Origin of the sequence: Aeromonas sp. FDAARGOS 1410, assembly GCF_019048745.1 — a bacterium.
In the GTDB taxonomy this organism is placed as follows: Bacteria; Pseudomonadota; Gammaproteobacteria; order Enterobacterales; family Aeromonadaceae; genus Aeromonas; species Aeromonas jandaei.
Genome location: NZ_CP077401.1, coordinates 4,022,401 through 4,037,886 on the forward strand (window position 1 = coordinate 4,022,401; position 15,486 = coordinate 4,037,886).

The window sequence follows — 15,486 nt, forward strand, 5'->3', positions numbered from 1 at the left end:
GAATTTTACAAAAGAAAGCCAACTACGGCGAGCCCTATCTGGCGGCTCATACCATCATAAAGGGCCAGACCAGGGTCTGCTCAGCCTTGACCATTTTGATTTTGCTTCGCATTTTGCGCTCCTTGCGACTCAATCTTCTGCTTTTCATCCGGTTTACTCCTCTTGTTTGACGCCGCATCGCGGCAATCTCGTTCATGAATAATTCATGCCAGAGGTGATATTGATGAATACAAGCTGCGACACATTTAGGGACAGGCAGCCTGCCATGCGCCTTGCTGAGCTTGCCTAAGCAGAGCATGCCCCAACTACAGACGAGAGTGAAAGAGTCAAAATGAAAAAGATGCTGACCCTGTTTGCCATGATCCTGGCCATCGGCCTGGGGGCACCGCACGCCGAGGCCAAGAAGTTTGGTGGCGGCAAATCCTTTGGCAAAAGTTACAAGACAGCGCCGGCACAGCCTGCGGCCAAACCGGTCGACAACAAGAACCCGACCCTGGGTGCCCAGACCCCGCCGAAAAAGAGCGGCATGATGGGTGGTCTGCTGGGCGGTCTGCTGGGCGGTCTGCTGGCCGGTGGCCTGTTTGCCTACCTGCTGGGCAGCGGCGCCTTTGAAGGTCTGCAAGGGATGGACTTCCTGCTGATCGCCCTGCTGGCACTGGGTGCCGTATTCCTGTTCCGGGCCATGCGCCGGGGCAAGATGGGAGCGCCACAACCGCAACAGACGGCCTATGCCGGCTATCAGCCGCCCCAGAGCGCGGCCCCGCAGCAGTTCGAGCAGAGCCACAGCGCCCCGCAAGCGACCGGCTTTGCCGACAGCGATGTGCCGTTCCGCCTGCCGCCGGGCTTTGACATGAACGGCTTCCTGGCCGGTGCCCGCGACCACTACCGCACCCTGCAAGAGGCGTGGAACAAGAACGATCTGGAAAAAGTGCGCGAGTACGTCAGCCCCGAGCTGTTCGAGCAGCTCAAAGCCGAGCGCGCCGAACTGACTGGCGACCAGCATACCGAAGTGATGTATGTCGACACCCAGCTGGTGCGCGCCGACTACGGCAGCGACTGGGCCCAGGTGAGCGTGCGCTTCAGCGGCCGCTACATGGACCGCCAGGAGCAGGTCGAGGAAGACATCAAAGAGGTGTGGCACCTCGAACGCGATCTGGCCAAGAACAATGCCCCCTGGCATATCGTTGGTATCGAGCAGCTGTAATCGCAGCGTTCATGAAAAACCGCAGAGGCAGCCATCCGGCTGCCTCTTTTTTTGCTCACGCTATCGCCACAAAAATCGGCGGAGGGCTTGTCAGGGCCAATAAACGGATCTGGCAGAGCCTCTCTTCTGCCACCGGTTTGGTATAAGTCAAAATGATGCCATTTCAGCAAAACCTATAAATTGAATTTACAGTGGCAGGATGTGCATCCCCTTGTGCCTTTAGCGCTGCCAGCGGCCCTTCAAAAGAACATGGCCGATCTCGCCAAGAGGTTTCTGAAGGGAAAGCATCGAACATGAGTTTGAAGATCAATGGCAAAGCGGCTTATCGCCGGAATACCAAGCGCCGGACAGCAACAGCACAAGCGGCACCAGTCATCGTCACAAGATAAAAAAATCCCCGGGCAAGGCCCGGGGATCTGTTTGAATGGCGCCGCCAAGTACGGCTCCTGTGATGGCTATGCAAGGTTGCTTAGTTACACCCTTCTGCAGAAGTAGAGTTCAGATAGCTCACCTCGTTGGCCGGCTGATAGTCAGCAACGTTGATGGTCTTCTTGACCTCGATGTACTCCTTCAGCACGGCAGCATCGACCAGGCCGGCGTTGATGGTATCGATCTTCGGATAACCATCGCCACCGGAGGCACTGAAGCTCGGGATGGCGAAGCTGTAAGTGGCGGCCGGGTCAAACGCCTTGCCACCGATGCTGGTGATATTCACGCTCTTGGCCTGGCAATCCACCGCCATATTGATGCCGCCAAACTGGGCGTAACCACCGGTGTTGCGGGTTTTGGTAGCAACCTGACCCAGATAGGTCGCCAGCTCGCTTCCCTTCATCACCGCCTTGTTGACCGTGTTGCCAAAGGGGTGCACCAGCAGCACGCTGCGATAGGTAATGTCGCCAGCCGGGATGCTGTCACGCACACCACCCGAGTTGACGATACCGAAGTCAACGCCCAGCTTGCCGGTGGTCGCCGTCGTGATCAGGCGACCAAGGTTGGTCTGCTTGTTGCGCACCGAGTTGCGATCGCCAACCAGCAGCCCATCGGTGGAACCGATCACCACGCTGAGCTCCTGCTGGCCCTTCTCCTGATAGGCGAGCAGGGTATTGTAGAGCTCGGGATCCTTCACGATCTCGTCCTGCACGAACTGCATCTTGCTGGTGTCTTTGGTCACAGCACCGTTGGCATCGATCGCCTCGCCCTTGGCGTTGCGCTTGATGAGGTTGACCGGGATCAGCTCATAGCTGGTCAGGGTCAGCTTGCCATTCTGGTAGTCAAACTGGGCACGACCCACATATTTGCCCCACTCATGGGCCTGCATGATCCAGGTGCCATTCTGCTGATCCGGCAGACAGGTATCACCCGGCTTGAAGTTGGCGTACTTGTTGGCGGTACCCGGCTCCATACAGACCGGATTCTGGGAGTGGCCGCCAATAATGGCATCCAGGGTGCCAACCGGCAGCTTGCGAGCCATCTCCACATCGCCCGGCGCGTTGCTGCCGTGCTGGCCATCGGCATAGTGGCCCATGTGGGTGATGGCGAAGACCAGATTGGCCTCCTTCTTGTCACGGATCTGCTTGCCCAGTGCGGCAGCTTCCGTGGTCGGATCGCGAAACTCCAGAGTTTTCACGTTGTTGGGATCCACCAGTTGGGCGGTATCCTCGGTGGTAAGGCCCAGTACGGCGACCTTGAGACCGCTCTCCAGCTTGAACACCTTGTAGGGGTCGAAGTAGTGCTTGCCACTCGCCTTGTCATAGATGTTGGCGGAGAGCATGGGGAACTTGGCCCACTGACGCTGCTTCTCGATCACGCTGAGGGGGTTGTCAAATTCGTGGTTGCCCACCGCCATGGCGTCGTAGCGGATGCTGTTCATCGCCATGAAATCGGGTTCGGCATCCTGCAGATCCGACTCGGGTACCCCGGTATTCACGTCACCGCCGGAGAGCACCAGCACATCGCTGCCAGCCGCCTTGGCCTCGCTACGCAGCCGCTCGACCAGCGTCTTCTGGGCCGCCATGCCATATTCGTTTTCCGCGTTGTTCCAGAAACGGCCGTGGGTATCGTTGGTGTGCAGAATGGTCAGTTTGCAGACATTTTCGGTGCAGGGTGCCACGCTGTCGTTTTTTGAGGTATTACAGCCAGTCAGTGCAGCAAACACGGCCAGGGCCACGCCGCCTTTGATAAATTTATTATTCATTTCCATATCACCTTGATTGTTTTGTTATTTAGCGACCCTATCCAGCAGGTCGGGCGCAAATATAACAAACAACCAGTGGCCATTTTTCATCGATGACTCACAAATTCTGTTAATTGTGATCACTGGCCCAACATCCGCTTCTCGACTGATTTTTAAATGTTTTTATTGAGACGTTTCTCATTTGCGGCCATGCCGTGCCAAGCGCCACGAAACGCTGTTTTGTGGCATACTCCCTCCCCCATGTCCGAGGAGTGTGTTGATGGCCAAGTACGACAAGATTTCCCCCGAGACCCAGCAGGAGGCGATGAAAATTGCCCGCGCCAACCAGAAGCCGGGGCAGACCAAGGAGCAGACCCAACTTATCGCTCAGGGGATCCAGAAAGGGATCGACGAGTATAAAAAGCAGATGAAGGTGCGGGCTCGCGAAGCCAGTCGCCAGAAGAAGCTGCAGACCAAAGCGAAACAGAGCCAGCAAGCGCAGCAAGACGACGAACAGGATGAAGCCCTTGAGGTCATCGAGGTCACTCGCCACCATCCGCTGCCATGGGCCCTGCTGGCCGCCAGCTGGCTCGGCTTTGTCGCCGTCTGGTTGTGGCTGCGCTAAAAGCTGGCAAACCTTTGTCCGGGATCCGCTTCACAGAGCAGGGCCATCAGGCTGGTCAGGCTAATTGAAGGCTGATTAAATCCCGCCTCTGTTTGCCCCTACCTACGCTGTTGCCAACCCAGACTGTCTGGTCATCTGTTTTCAGGAAATTCGTTATGAACCCCGCTCCGCTCTACCTGCTGGCCCCCTTTGTGCTCTTTCTGGTGACCATGCTGCTCTATCGCATCTCGCCGCTGCGGGCCGTTGCCGCCGGCACAGTGCGCTGGTTTATTCTGCCCGCCTTTACCCTCTTTATTCTGCTGATCATCATCAATGGCGCCGCCGACCCCGCCCTGCGCAATCCCGCCTTCCACTGGCTGATGCCGGGCCTTGGCTTTGCCCTGAGCCTGTTTCCGGGCCTGCCCAAGGCACTGGTGCCACGTCTGGCCATCAAGGAGGGAGCCTTTGCCGCCCTCGGTCTGATGCTGATGAGCCTGGCCATGGTCTACTGACCGGCTGGCCGATGACGCTGACATGACTCAAGGGGCGCTCTGTGACGAGCGCCCCTTGTGCAATCAATAACCTGCAGGCATCTTGGTGCAAGGATCGCCAGCCAGGAGGCCAGATGGAGAATCCGCCCGATTTCATGGCGCTATGGGACTATCAGGATCCCGTCGCCACTGCCCAGCGCTTCGATGCCCTGTTGCCCACAGCGCGCGCCGACCAAGATTTGCAGCTCGAGCTGGAGCTGCTGACTCAGATTGCCCGCACCCACGCCCTGCAACACCAGCCAGAGCAAGCCAGACAGACCCTTGATGACGTAGAGAAGCGCCTCACCGGGGCTACCCCCAGAGCCCGAGTCAGGTTGCATATCGAGCGGGGCCGCCTGTTCCATGCCGCTGGCGATCAGAGTCAGGCCAAAGCGCAGTTTGAGCAGGCCTGGCAACAGGGACTCAAGAGCAAGGAGCTCTATCTCGCCATCGATGCCGCCCAGATGGTGGCCATGACGGTGCCGCCGCCAGAGCAGAGCCGCTGGCATCAGTTGGGGATGGAGCTGGCCGAGCGCAGCCCGGATGAGCGGGTGCGCAGCTGGCTACCTGCCATTTACCATAATCTGGGCTGGACCCTGTTCGAGCTGGGGCGATTTGACGAGGCAAAAGCGCTGCAACAGAAGTGTCTGAGCTGGCATGAAGCGCATCAGGAGCAGGGCAAGGCTTTTATCGCCCGCTGGAGTCTGGCCCGCCTGAGCCGGGCCATGGGTCTGCATCAACAAGCGATGGCAGAACTGACCCAGCTTAAAGCAGATATGAGCGACGCCGGCGCTGCGGAAGATGGAGATCTGTTCGAGGAGCTGGGGGAGAATGCGCTGGCGCTGGATGATCCGGCGGCGGCCGAATACTTTGCCCGCGCCTGGTTTCTGCTCTCGCGCGATAGCTGGAGCAAGAGCCATGAAGCGGAACGGCTGACCCGGCTCAAACGCCTAGCCAAACTCTGAACGACTCAAAAGATATGGGCGGCTCTCTGGCCGCCCTTCTCTTTTGGCAAGCTGGTTCAGGCCAGATTGGCCTCTTCCCACCCCTGCTTCTTGCGATAGATGGTGGAGGGGCTGATCTCCAGCAGCGCCGCCGCCTTGGGAATATTGCCGTCACAGCTGGCAATGGCCTGCTCTATCACCTCTTTTTCCACCAGCCAGAGCGGCCTGATCGGCCCGCCAACTGCGGGAGTGGTGGCTGTCGCTGCGGGTTGCTGGGCAGCTGTCGTTGCAACAGCCAGAGCCCGCACGCCGTTGAGGGGCGGCGGCAGGATATCCGGGCTGACCAGCTCCTTGTCATTGAGCACGACGATATTGCGCACCACGTTTTGCAGTTCGCGCACGTTGCCGGGCCAAGGGTAGTCGAGCAGCACCCGCGCCGCGGCGGCATCGAAGTCGCGAAAGCGCCTGTTCTCCTCTTTCGCATAATTCTGCAGCAGGCTGCGGGCCAGCAGCAGAATATCTTCGCCCCGCTCCCTGAGCGGCGGCAGATAGAGGGGGATGACGTGGAGCCGGTAGTAGAGATCCTCGCGAAAACGGCCCGCCTTCACTTCCAGCAGTGGATCTCGGTTGGTGGCGCAGATAAAACGCACATCCACGGTCTCCAGTTTGCCGCTGCCGACCCGCTGCAGGGTACCGGTCTGAATAAAACGCAGCAGCTTGCTCTGCAGGTCGAGATCCATCTCGCAGATCTCGTCGAGAAACAGGGTGCCACCATCCGCCAGACTGGCTGCCCCTTTGCGATCGCCCTGGGCTCCGGTGAAGGAGCCCTTCACATGGCCGAAGATCTCGCTCTCCATCAGATCGTGGGGAATGGCGGCGCAGTTGAGGGCGATAAAGGGCTGCTCGCGGCGCGGGCTGCACTGGTGGATCGCCTCGGCACACACCTCCTTGCCGGTACCGCTCTCGCCGGTGATAAAGACGGTCGCCTTGCTCGGCGCCGCGCTCTCGATGATGCGATAAACCGCCTGCATCGCCATGGAGGCACCGATAAAACCGAAGAAGGATTGCCGCTCGAAGTTCTCGCGATAGTGGGCAACCAGCGAGCTCAACTGCTGGTGTTTCAAGGCATTGCGGGCTGTGGCGCAGAGCCGCTTACTGTCAAACGGCTTGGTCAGAAAATCGAAGGCACCGAGACGCATCGCCTCCACCGCCACATCCACCGAGCCGTGGGCGGTGATCACCACCACGGCGCAGGGGAGCTGCTGTTCGGTGATCTGTTGCAGGATCTCCATGCCCGACATGTCGGGCAACTCAAGGTCAAGCAGCACCACCGGAGGGGGGCTCGTCAGCAATACCTCCAGCGCCTGCTGTCCGCAATCGGCCAGCACCACCTCATAGCCATCCTGGCGCAGGTACTGCTCATAAACTACAGCCAGACTCCGGGTATCTTCCACCAACAGGACACGGGGTGCGTTCTCAGCCACAGGATTGATCCTTGTTAATTGATTTTGTTCTTTATTTTTAGCGCTACCGCTGATATCCCATGCGCAATGCTCTCAGTTTATCCCGCGAAACGAGAGGATGCACAAGTAAAAACGGCTCCTTAAGGAGCCGTTTTCATCGATACAAAGAAATTACTTCTTGGCGTCTTCTGCAGCCGGCTTCTCGATAGCCAGCAGTTCGACGTCAAACACCAGCACGGCGTTAGCCGGGATGGAGCCAGCACCGTGCTCGCCGTAGGCCAGCTTGGACGGCAGGAAGAACTTGAACTTGGAGCCAACCGGCATCAGCTGCACGCCTTCGGTCCAGCCCGGGATAACCTGGTTGAGCGGGAAGGTTGCCGGCTCGCCACGGTCAACGGAGCTGTCGAACTTGGTGCCATCGGTCAGAGTACCGGTGTAGTGAACCTTGACGATGTCGGTCGCTTTCGGCTTGGCGCCAGTGCCCATCTTCTCGACCTGATACTGCAGGCCGGATTCGGTGCTCTTCACGCCCTCTTTCTTGGCGTTGGCAGCCAGGAACTCTTCACCTTTCTTCAGATTCTCAACGGCATCTTTCTCGGCTTTGGCCTTGGTCAGCTCGTTGATCTTGGCGTCGTACTGCTGCAGTACTTTCTGGATCTCTTCGTCGGTCATCTTGGCTTCTTTGCCCAGACCATCGGTGACCCCTTTCAGGATGACGGCGTTGTCCAGCTTGATACCCAGCTCCTGCTGGCGCTCCAGGGTGTTGGCAATGTAGCGACCCATGGAGAGGCCGATGGCGTAACCGGATTGCTCTTCAAAGCTCTGCGCCTTGGTAGACGCTGCCGGTTTGCTGGCCTCTGCCTTCACCTCGGCGCTATTGGCAGCCGGCTTCTCGTCTTTTTGGCAAGCAGTCAGACCTACGGCAACCGCCGCAGCCAACAGGGACACCTTCAGAAATTTGTTCATCAGTTTCTCCAAACTCCAAATACCGCTCTCGGTTCCATCGTGAAATGAGAGGTTTATCGTGATAAGCGCCTTATACTAACGCCGTGATTGCAGGTAACAAAAGCGTGAGACATCAAAAATGATAAAAAGTGCCATTTATCTGCTAGGGCTCTGCCTCATGCTCACCGGCTGCGAGCAGAGTGCCCGACCAGACCGGCAACTTTCCCTCGCCAGCTCGGGTCTGCTGGCCGCCGATCTGGCCAGTGACGGCAAGCAGGCCATCGTCTCCAGCCTCGGCCAGGGGGTCGTGGTCTGGGATCTGGAGCAGAACCGCCAGCGCTGGCGCTGGAAACAATCCGACTCACCCGATGATCTGGTCTCCATCGTCCGTTTTGCGCAAGGGGATAGTCACGCCGTGACCGCCACAGCCACCACCTTTGCCATCTGGCAGCTCCAGAACGGCCAAGCGCAAGGCTACTACTCGCTTCCTGAATCCAGGCTGAGGGACATTGCCCTCTCGGCAGATGGACGCAATGTGCTGATCGGACGTGAAGATGGCAAAGCGGAGTGGGTCGACACCCAAACCGGACGGCGCTTGCAGTTTCTCGGTCACACCGAGCAGATCAATACGGTGGATCTCTCCGCCAACGGCCGCTACGCCCTGACCGGCGGCAACGACTACAGCGCCTATCTGTGGGATACCCGCAGCGGTCAGGTGGTCTGGCGCTTCAACCATGGCGGCCGGGTGGTAATGGCACGCCTGGAGCCGAACGGTCGCTACGCCTTCACCGCCGACAGCAGCCGGGGCAGCATCTGGGATCTGAAAACCGGTAAAGAGGTGAGCCAGCTGCAATTCGGACACAGGTTCGAGGTCTACACCAGCGCCCGCTTCGCCAATGACGGCAAATGGCTCATCACCGGCGCCCCCTCCCGTCAGCTCTCGCTGTGGCAGGTGAACGATGGTGCCCTGTTGCAAAGCTGGCTGGTTTCTCCCCATCCCAAGGTAAAACCCCCCAGTGCAGTGGTCTACGGCGTGGCTTTGCGCGACAATAGTCACCTTGTCAGCGCCAGCTCCAGTGGCCTGGCCGAAATCTGGACCATCAAGTAAGGACCCGCAGGCCCATGAGTCAGCATTTAAACGAACGCATCGAAACCCTGGAAACCCGTCTCGCCTATGCGGAGTACACCATAGAGCTGCTCAACGACGAGGTCACTACCCAGGGGCGCGAGCTCGACCGGCTCAAGCACCAGATCCAGCTGCTGATCGACAAGCTCAAGAGCGTGCAACCGAGCCAGATCGCCAGCATGGCCGAAGAGACCCCGCCTCCTCACTACTGATGAGCGCTGTCTGCCCGGCAAATGTTGTCCAATAAAAAACCCGCGATAAATCGCGGGTTTTTTATCATCGGCGTGGCCGTGATCAGTGGTGATGGCCCTTGCCACCACAACCGCCACCACCGCAGCAGCCGCCATGACCATGGTCGTCGCCGTGGTCATGATCGTGGCTGTGACCGGCACCGCCACAGCAACCGCCGTGAGCGTGCTCTTCGTCGTGGTCGTGACCGTGGCCGTGACCACCGCAGCAACCGCCATGGCCGTGATCGTGGTCATGACCATGGTCGTGACCGCAACCGCCAGCACCGTGCACGTGGCCGTGAGCCAGCTCTTCGGCAGTGGCAGCGCGCACGTCCTTGATCTCGACCTTGAAGCCCAGGGTCACGCCAGCCAGCGGATGGTTGCCATCTACCTTGACGAACTCTTCAGACACTTCAACTACAGTCACCGGACGATGACCGTCGTCGGTTTCAGCCACGAAAGTATCCCCTTCGGAGACTTCCATGCCGTCGAACAGCTCGCCCGGCACTTCCTGCACCAGAGACTCGTCGTATTCGCCGTAGGCCTGGCTCGGGGTCAGGGTCACTTCGAAGGCTTCACCTACCGCACGACCTTCCAGCTCGGCTTCGAGGCCGGAAACCAGATAACGGGTGCCGTGCAGATAGACCAGCGGCTCTTTGCCGACAGTGCTGTCGATGACTTCACCGTGCTCGTCGGTGACTGTGTATTCCAGCGTAACCACGCTCAGAGGAGCTACTTTCATGTCAGGATCCTGCGGATAGAAAAAAACGGGCCCAGAATAACCTAAAAAGCGGGCCGCGCATATGCCATGCCCCGTCAGCGGGCGATGAAAAAATCGGCGATGCCACCAGTTTGGGCAACAACGCCCTGCACTCTTCAGGGCTATCAGGGACGAAATACGCCGATCACCTCTTCGGCTTCACGGGTTACCCGCTCCACCTCTTCCGGCGTCTGCACCTGGGTATCACCGCACGCGACGCAGGTCACCTTCTCGACTCCATGCTCCATATACAGCATCATGTTGTCCAATTTGCCGCACGCTGGGCAAACTGCACCGGCAATGAAGCGTTTTTTACGTCTGGTTTCCATATTTGTTACCTCCAGGCAGCATCATATCAGGGTTTTTACATGCATCACGCCATCGAGTATCACCATTTTTCCTGTCACGGCCTGCAGGCTGGCAACCGCAAACGCACGCCGGTCGGACAACTGCTGCGGATCACCCGGGGCGCGGCACTGCTGAGACTTGGTCAGCATGAACTCCTGCTGCCGGCTGGCAGTTGCTTCTGGCTCTGTGCCGATGCACTGGCCGCCTTCAGCCCGCTCAGCGGTTGTGATTACGATCAGCTGAACGTCTCTTTGCGCGTGACCCAGCCGCAGCAGGCAGGCTGGCTGCAAGCCACGCCCCTGCTCAATGCTCTGCTCGACTCCCTTGCCCTGTGGCAACGACCGCAAGCGTGGCAAGGGGCCTATGGCCACCGCCTGCAGGTGATCCTCGATGAGTTGCAGCAGTGCTCCATCCAGCCACAAGATAATGAAGCGCTGCAGCAATGCTGGCAGGCTTTGGCCCGCGGCGACGCACAAGCCTTGGCTGAGTGGCAGCAACGTGGCGATGTACCGCTGGCAGGGGAAGAGTTGCAACAACAGTGGCAACTGCTGCAGGCACTCAGACTGCTCAAGGGTGGCAGCAAAGCCGTTCAGGTCGCCAACAAACTGGGTTATGGCGATGAGGCCACACTGCAAGCTGCCTGCCAGCGCTGGGGAGTGGTACAAGATTAGGGGGAATAGGGCCGTCCGGAGCCAATGAGCTAAAATCTTGGCTGATTGAGTCCAGCTTTTTGCCAGATGGCCGTTAACAAAGGGGCCATCGCCCCCGCAATCCTTTATGCTAGAGGCCAGAAATGACAGCCACAGTTTCGACCAACAGGACACCTGCCATGACGAGCAAAGCCAATCAATCACAGGGCATGTTGCTGTTTCATCTCTCTGCCAAGCAATCTTTTGCCATCGGCACTCTCAAGGTGAAGGAGATAGTGCCCTATACCCAGCTGACGGCCATGCCCCACTCTCACCCCACCGTGCTGGGGGCAGCCAACATGCGCGGTTCTACCATTCCGGTGATCGACATGGCGATGGCGGTGGGCTATCGCCCCATCAGCAAGGAGGAGATGCCGCACTGCTTTATCATCATCACCGATTGCCGCCGCACTCTGGTCGGTTTTCTAGTGCGCGGTATCGACAAGATCACCGAGTGCAACTGGCGCGATATCGAGCCCCCTCCCGCTTCGCTGGGTCACAACGTCTTTGTGACCGGGGTAACCCGGGTCAACGATCAGCTGATCCAGCTGCTGGACGTCGAACTCATCCTGTCGCGGGTTTACCCCGATGACCCGAGCCACCTCTATCCGGTGCTGACCGATGTGCAGCGCGAACGGATCAAGCCGATGCGGATCCTGCTGGTAGATGACTCCTCCGTCGCCCGTCGTCAGCTGATGGCGGCGCTCGACTACATCAATATCCCCTATGAGGTGAGCACCAACGGCAAGGATGCACTGGCCCTGATGCAGGAGCGGGCAAGCCAGAAAACACCGATCGACATTCTGGTGAGCGATATCGAGATGCCGGGGCTCGATGGCTACGAGCTCGCCTTCGAGGTGCAAAGCGACAGCAAGCTGGCCGGCGCCTACATCATTCTGCACACCTCTCTCTCGAGCGAAATCAGTGTCGAACGTGCCCATCAGGTGGGCGCCCACGAGGCGCTGACCAAATTTGAGGCCAACGAGCTGATCCAGGCCATGCTGCGCGGTGCCGAGCACCACGACAAACTGCTGGTCTGATCCCCATCCGGCGGGCAGCCCTGCTCGCCGGTTTGTCATCTTATCTATCGCCGTAGCGGATCATCGCCATGCTCACAGAAAGCCACTTCCACGCCCCATGGTGGGCTCGCAATCCCCACCTGCAAACCATTCTGCCCAAATGGCTGCGCCGGACTCCGGCCCGATTTGTGGCCGAGCGCTTCGAACTGACTGACGGGGATTTTGTCGATCTCGCATGGAGCGGCGAGATCACGGCTGATACGCAGCCGCTGGTGGTGGTATTTCATGGCCTGGAGGGAAGCATCCACTCCCACTACGCCAAGGGGCTGTTTGGCCATCTGCAACAACAGGGGATGGCGGCTGTGCTGATGCACTTTCGTGGCTGCAGTGGCGAACCAAACCGCCATCTGCAGGCTTATCACTCCGGCGCCATCGACGATGCCCAGGAGGTCATTGCCGAGCTGAGCCGGCGTTTTCCGGACAAGCCATTGATCGCCATCGGCTTTTCTCTGGGGGGCAATATGCTGGTCAATCTGCTGGCACGCGCCTGCCCTGCGGCGCTGAAGGCGGCAGTGGTGGTCTCGGCCCCGCTGCAACTGGCCAGCTGTGCCGAGCGGGTCAATCAGGGATTTTCCAAGGTCTATCAGAACTACCTGCTGCGCACCATGCGCCGCAACCTGTTGAACAAGATCAGTCAGCAGCAAAAAGCGGGCGAGCGCTGGCAACCGAAGCAAGTGCAAGAAATAGCCACTCTGCGTGACTTTGACGAGCTGGTAACCGCGCCGCTGCACGGTTTTCACAGCGCCAGCCACTACTACCAGAGCTGCTCGGGGCTACCACTGCTGGGCCAGATCCCCATCCCCACCCTGATCCTGCACGCCGCCGACGATCCCTTTATGTCCGATGCCGTCATCCCGCGCCCCGAGCAGCTCTCGCCCCATGTGCGCTATGAATTGAGCCGCCGTGGCGGTCATGTCGGCTTCCTGCACGGCACTCCGTGGCGTCCCCGCTTCTGGCTGGACGAGCGGATCAGCCGCTGGATCGCCGAACAGAGTCAGGCCGCGACACAGAACTGATTACGCCCCGACTCCTTGGCCCGATAGAGCGCCTGATCAGCCCGCTCCAGCAGCTGGCTTGCACTTTCACCGGGCAGCAGTGTGGCAATCCCCTGGCTCACCGTCACCCAGGAGGCGACATCGGACGCCTGATGCTCCAGCTGCAGGCTGGCCATCCCGTCCTGCAGCCGCCGCGCCACCTCACGAGCCCCCTGCTGATCCGCATCCGGCAGCAACAGGACAAACTCCTCACCGCCATAACGGGCAACCAAATCTGACGGATTACGAACCGAATGGGTGAGCGCAGTTGCCACCTCCTTGAGACATATATCCCCGGCCTGATGACCATAGCGGTCGTTGAAACGCTTGAAGTAGTCCACGTCGATAAGAATGAGCGAGAGAGGCATGCCGCTCTCTCCGCTATGAGTGAGCCCCCGCTCCAGCTCAACATTGAAGTGACGCCGGTTGGCAACGCCGGTCAGGGGATCCTGTTTGGCCAATCGGTCCAGACGGCGCAACAGGGCCAGATTCTCGTGCTCACGCACAATCGCCAGCTCGAACCAGCGGTTGAGCATTCGTCGTCCCACCTCCAGTGCAATAATGCCGAACAGCACGCCAAGCAGATAGATCTGGGGAAAATCGACCTTTAAAAAAAGCTCGATTCCCACGCCAGCAGTCAGCGGCCCCAAGAGATAGCCGTAAAACACCTTGCGATCGGGATAAAACGCGATGAGTGCCGCCAGCAGGTTGAGCCGCATGATCCCATGGGCATAACTGAGGCCGCCACGCAGCTCAACCTGGCCAAGGGTGTAGATATACAGGGTCCAGATCCCCCCCAGACCACCATCACCAGCGCAGCTATCCGTAACCAGGTACGATCCTGCAGATGGTCACAAAACAGGCTGATAACAGGCAGCAACAACAATGCCACCATCACCAGGGCCAACTCACTCTGAAAACTCCATGGCAGCATGTGATCACTGGCAAGGCCTGCCTGACTGTAAACCTCATAGCGAATCGCCAGAAACAGCACCACCAGCCAGTTCAGCAGCCAGAACCACACCATGCCGCGACCAATGGCCTGCCGGCGCGCCTGATTCAGATGATCCGCCAGGGTTAACGGCGCACTGCGCTGCTCTTCAGACAACATCTCGGACTCCGGCGAAAAAAGTAGAAATTGGTTGCACTCGCGCAATTCAACACAACAATAGCTCGGTGGTTATATCTTTTTGCATCGAGATCCCTTCATGATAATTCCCTGGCAAGAGTTGGATGCCGACACCCTGACCAACCTGATCGAACATTTCGTACTGCAGGAAGGAACCGAGTATGGCGAACAGGATGTATCACTGGGTACCAAGGTTGAGGAAGTGCGCAGCCAATTACAGCAAGGCAAGGCGGTGATCGTCTACAGCGAGCTGCACGAGTCGGTCAATATTGTGCCCAAAGATCGCTTTGACGAGTCAGCTTGACCGAACCCGAAGCCAGCCTTTATAACGGAATTTCCAAGGAAGAGAGAATTCTATGTCGGCCAAGCACCCCATTATTGCCGTCACCGGTTCATCCGGTGCCGGCACCTCCACCTCCACCATCGCCTTTCGCTCCATGTTTCATCAGCTTGGTTACCAGGCGGCAGTGGTCGAGGGCGACAGTTTTCACCGCTACACCCGCCCCGAGATGGACGTGGCGATCCGCAAGGCCCGTGAACAGGGGCGCCACATCAGCTATTTCGGCCCCGAGGCCAATGATTTCGGGCTACTGGAGAGTTTCTTTCAGGGCTATGGCCAGGATGGCACCGGCCAGTACCGTCGCTATCTGCACAGCTTTGATGAAGCGGTGCCTTTCAACCAGATGCCCGGCACCTTCACCCCCTGGCAGCATCTGCCGAACGATACCGATCTGCTCTTCTATGAGGGGTTGCACGGCGGTGTGGTCACCGAAGATCACAATGTGGCTCGCCACGTGGACTTTCTCATCGGCGTGGTGCCCATCGTCAACCTGGAGTGGATCCAGAAGCTCATTCGCGACACCTCGGAGCGGGGCCACTCCCGTGAGGCGGTAACCGACTCCATCGTTCGTTCGATGGATGACTACATCAACTTCATCACCCCGCAGTTTTCCCGCACCCACATCAACTTCCAGCGGGTTCCGACGGTGGATACCTCCAACCCTTTCAGCGCCAAGGTGATCCCGAGCCTGGACGAGAGTATGCTGGTGATCCGGTTTCGCGGCATCAAACAGGTAGATTTCCCCTACCTGCTTTCGATGATCGACGGCTCATTCATGTCGCGGATGAACACAATCGTGGTTCCGGGTGGCAAAATGGGCTTTGCGATGGAGCTGATCCTCAAGCCGCTGATCCAGCAACTGCTCGAAACGGGCAAAATCACCTGATA

The 15,486-nt window shown here is 58.8% G+C and carries 19 protein-coding genes; 11 read left to right on the forward strand and 8 right to left on the reverse strand.

What is annotated here, in order from left to right:
• Positions 1-46 precede the first annotated feature (46 nt).
• Entirely contained in the window at positions 47-196 is a 150-nt protein-coding gene (locus tag I6L40_RS18670; protein ID WP_216995458.1) for a hypothetical protein, read from the reverse strand.
• A gap of 135 nt (positions 197-331) precedes the next feature.
• On the opposite strand from I6L40_RS18670, the gene I6L40_RS18675 reads away from it, so the two are divergent.
• Positions 332-1,204, forward strand: a complete 873-nt coding sequence (locus tag I6L40_RS18675) for a Tim44 domain-containing protein (RefSeq protein ID WP_216994696.1) — start codon at positions 332-334, stop codon at positions 1,202-1,204.
• A 469-nt stretch (positions 1,205-1,673) separates the two neighbouring features.
• Here the strand turns inward: I6L40_RS18675 and ushA are convergent, their stop codons facing one another.
• The gene (gene ushA, locus I6L40_RS18680) at positions 1,674-3,398 is read right to left on the reverse strand and encodes a bifunctional UDP-sugar hydrolase/5'-nucleotidase UshA (protein WP_071914631.1); all 1,725 of its coding nucleotides are present in this window, start codon (positions 3,396-3,398) and stop codon (positions 1,674-1,676) included.
• Between the two features lie 259 nt (positions 3,399-3,657).
• Here ushA and I6L40_RS18685 point away from each other — a divergent pair, with 259 nt between their 5' ends.
• The 3 genes from I6L40_RS18685 (at position 3,658) to I6L40_RS18695 (ending at position 5,476) form a co-directional block, all read left to right on the forward strand.
• Positions 3,658-4,002 carry a DUF2956 domain-containing protein gene (locus tag I6L40_RS18685; RefSeq protein ID WP_071914633.1) on the forward strand — a complete coding sequence of 115 codons (345 nt, stop codon included), beginning with the start codon at positions 3,658-3,660 and terminating at the stop codon, positions 4,000-4,002.
• A gap of 155 nt (positions 4,003-4,157) precedes the next feature.
• Positions 4,158-4,493, forward strand: coding sequence for a hypothetical protein (locus I6L40_RS18690; protein ID WP_042030818.1), 336 nt, complete (start codon positions 4,158-4,160; stop codon positions 4,491-4,493).
• Positions 4,494-4,606: 113 nt separating this feature from the next.
• Positions 4,607-5,476, forward strand: a complete 870-nt coding sequence (locus I6L40_RS18695) for a tetratricopeptide repeat protein (RefSeq protein WP_071914635.1) — start codon at positions 4,607-4,609, stop codon at positions 5,474-5,476.
• Between the two features lie 56 nt (positions 5,477-5,532).
• Here the strand turns inward: I6L40_RS18695 and I6L40_RS18700 are convergent, their stop codons facing one another.
• A complete protein-coding gene (locus I6L40_RS18700; protein WP_071914637.1) occupies positions 5,533-6,939 on the reverse strand; it encodes a sigma-54 dependent transcriptional regulator in 1,407 nt (468 codons plus the stop codon).
• Positions 6,940-7,089: 150 nt separating this feature from the next.
• Positions 7,090-7,884: an FKBP-type peptidyl-prolyl cis-trans isomerase gene (gene fkpA, locus I6L40_RS18705; RefSeq protein WP_033114614.1), complete on the reverse strand. Its 795-nt coding sequence runs from the start codon at positions 7,882-7,884 to the stop codon at positions 7,090-7,092.
• A gap of 118 nt (positions 7,885-8,002) precedes the next feature.
• Between fkpA and I6L40_RS18710 the strand changes: the two genes are divergently transcribed.
• Complete coding sequence (locus tag I6L40_RS18710) at positions 8,003-8,971, forward strand: WD40 repeat domain-containing protein (RefSeq protein ID WP_216994697.1); 969 nt, start codon at positions 8,003-8,005, stop codon at positions 8,969-8,971.
• Between the two features lie 14 nt (positions 8,972-8,985).
• Entirely contained in the window at positions 8,986-9,201 is a 216-nt protein-coding gene (locus tag I6L40_RS18715; protein WP_033114612.1) for a SlyX family protein, read from the forward strand.
• Between the two features lie 82 nt (positions 9,202-9,283).
• On the opposite strand, the gene slyD is transcribed toward I6L40_RS18715, so the two are convergent.
• The gene (gene slyD, locus I6L40_RS18720) at positions 9,284-9,961 is read right to left on the reverse strand and encodes a peptidylprolyl isomerase (protein WP_216994698.1); all 678 of its coding nucleotides are present in this window, start codon (positions 9,959-9,961) and stop codon (positions 9,284-9,286) included.
• Between the two features lie 143 nt (positions 9,962-10,104).
• Positions 10,105-10,308 carry a YheV family putative zinc ribbon protein gene (locus I6L40_RS18725; protein ID WP_033114610.1) on the reverse strand — a complete coding sequence of 68 codons (204 nt, stop codon included), beginning with the start codon at positions 10,306-10,308 and terminating at the stop codon, positions 10,105-10,107.
• 39 nt (positions 10,309-10,347) lie between these two features.
• On the opposite strand from I6L40_RS18725, the gene I6L40_RS18730 reads away from it, so the two are divergent.
• From I6L40_RS18730 to I6L40_RS18740, 3 genes are all read left to right on the forward strand, one after another.
• A complete protein-coding gene (locus I6L40_RS18730; RefSeq protein WP_216994699.1) occupies positions 10,348-10,998 on the forward strand; it encodes a hypothetical protein in 651 nt (216 codons plus the stop codon).
• Positions 10,999-11,156: 158 nt separating this feature from the next.
• Positions 11,157-12,056, forward strand: a complete 900-nt coding sequence (locus I6L40_RS18735; protein WP_041210532.1) for a chemotaxis protein — start codon at positions 11,157-11,159, stop codon at positions 12,054-12,056.
• A 68-nt stretch (positions 12,057-12,124) separates the two neighbouring features.
• The gene (locus tag I6L40_RS18740; protein ID WP_216994700.1) at positions 12,125-13,111 is read left to right on the forward strand and encodes a hydrolase; all 987 of its coding nucleotides are present in this window, start codon (positions 12,125-12,127) and stop codon (positions 13,109-13,111) included.
• Here the strand turns inward: I6L40_RS18740 and I6L40_RS18745 are convergent.
• Together I6L40_RS18745 and I6L40_RS21090 are read right to left on the reverse strand one after the other, a co-directional pair.
• Positions 13,090-13,881, reverse strand: coding sequence for a membrane-associated sensor domain-containing protein (locus tag I6L40_RS18745; protein WP_254204110.1), 792 nt, complete (start codon positions 13,879-13,881; stop codon positions 13,090-13,092). The genes I6L40_RS18740 and I6L40_RS18745 overlap by 22 nt on opposite strands.
• Positions 13,767-14,240 (reverse strand): hypothetical protein, encoded by a 474-nt coding sequence (locus I6L40_RS21090; RefSeq protein ID WP_254204057.1) that lies wholly within the window; start codon positions 14,238-14,240, stop codon positions 13,767-13,769. The genes I6L40_RS18745 and I6L40_RS21090 overlap by 115 nt, the downstream gene beginning before the upstream one ends.
• A 97-nt stretch (positions 14,241-14,337) precedes the next feature.
• On the opposite strand from I6L40_RS21090, the gene I6L40_RS18750 reads away from it, so the two are divergent.
• Together I6L40_RS18750 and I6L40_RS18755 are read left to right on the forward strand one after the other, a co-directional pair.
• The gene (locus I6L40_RS18750) at positions 14,338-14,562 is read left to right on the forward strand and encodes a YheU family protein (RefSeq protein WP_041210529.1); all 225 of its coding nucleotides are present in this window, start codon (positions 14,338-14,340) and stop codon (positions 14,560-14,562) included.
• A gap of 52 nt (positions 14,563-14,614) precedes the next feature.
• The gene (locus I6L40_RS18755; RefSeq protein ID WP_041210528.1) at positions 14,615-15,484 is read left to right on the forward strand and encodes a phosphoribulokinase; all 870 of its coding nucleotides are present in this window, start codon (positions 14,615-14,617) and stop codon (positions 15,482-15,484) included.
• Positions 15,485-15,486 lie beyond the last annotated feature (2 nt).

Bases quoted from the DNA above. Each gene is read 5' to 3' on its own strand.
- I6L40_RS18670 (WP_216995458.1), bottom strand. From the start codon at position 196: ATGAACGAGATTGCCGCGATGCGGCGTCAAACAAGAGGAGTAAACCGG.
- I6L40_RS18675 (WP_216994696.1), top strand. From the start codon at position 332: ATGAAAAAGATGCTGACCCTGTTTGCCATGATCCTGGCCATCGGCCTG.
- ushA (WP_071914631.1), bottom strand. From the start codon at position 3,398: ATGAATAATAAATTTATCAAAGGCGGCGTGGCCCTGGCCGTGTTTGCT.
- I6L40_RS18685 (WP_071914633.1), top strand. From the start codon at position 3,658: ATGGCCAAGTACGACAAGATTTCCCCCGAGACCCAGCAGGAGGCGATG.
- I6L40_RS18690 (WP_042030818.1), top strand. From the start codon at position 4,158: ATGAACCCCGCTCCGCTCTACCTGCTGGCCCCCTTTGTGCTCTTTCTG.
- I6L40_RS18695 (WP_071914635.1), top strand. From the start codon at position 4,607: ATGGAGAATCCGCCCGATTTCATGGCGCTATGGGACTATCAGGATCCC.
- fkpA (WP_033114614.1), bottom strand. From the start codon at position 7,884: ATGAACAAATTTCTGAAGGTGTCCCTGTTGGCTGCGGCGGTTGCCGTA.
- I6L40_RS18710 (WP_216994697.1), top strand. From the start codon at position 8,003: ATGATAAAAAGTGCCATTTATCTGCTAGGGCTCTGCCTCATGCTCACC.
- I6L40_RS18715 (WP_033114612.1), top strand. From the start codon at position 8,986: ATGAGTCAGCATTTAAACGAACGCATCGAAACCCTGGAAACCCGTCTC.
- slyD (WP_216994698.1), bottom strand. From the start codon at position 9,961: ATGAAAGTAGCTCCTCTGAGCGTGGTTACGCTGGAATACACAGTCACC.
- I6L40_RS18725 (WP_033114610.1), bottom strand. From the start codon at position 10,308: ATGGAAACCAGACGTAAAAAACGCTTCATTGCCGGTGCAGTTTGCCCA.
- I6L40_RS18730 (WP_216994699.1), top strand. From the start codon at position 10,348: ATGCATCACGCCATCGAGTATCACCATTTTTCCTGTCACGGCCTGCAG.
- I6L40_RS18735 (WP_041210532.1), top strand. From the start codon at position 11,157: ATGACGAGCAAAGCCAATCAATCACAGGGCATGTTGCTGTTTCATCTC.
- I6L40_RS18740 (WP_216994700.1), top strand. From the start codon at position 12,125: ATGCTCACAGAAAGCCACTTCCACGCCCCATGGTGGGCTCGCAATCCC.
- I6L40_RS21090 (WP_254204057.1), bottom strand. From the start codon at position 14,240: ATGTTGTCTGAAGAGCAGCGCAGTGCGCCGTTAACCCTGGCGGATCAT.
- I6L40_RS18750 (WP_041210529.1), top strand. From the start codon at position 14,338: ATGATAATTCCCTGGCAAGAGTTGGATGCCGACACCCTGACCAACCTG.
- I6L40_RS18755 (WP_041210528.1), top strand. From the start codon at position 14,615: ATGTCGGCCAAGCACCCCATTATTGCCGTCACCGGTTCATCCGGTGCC.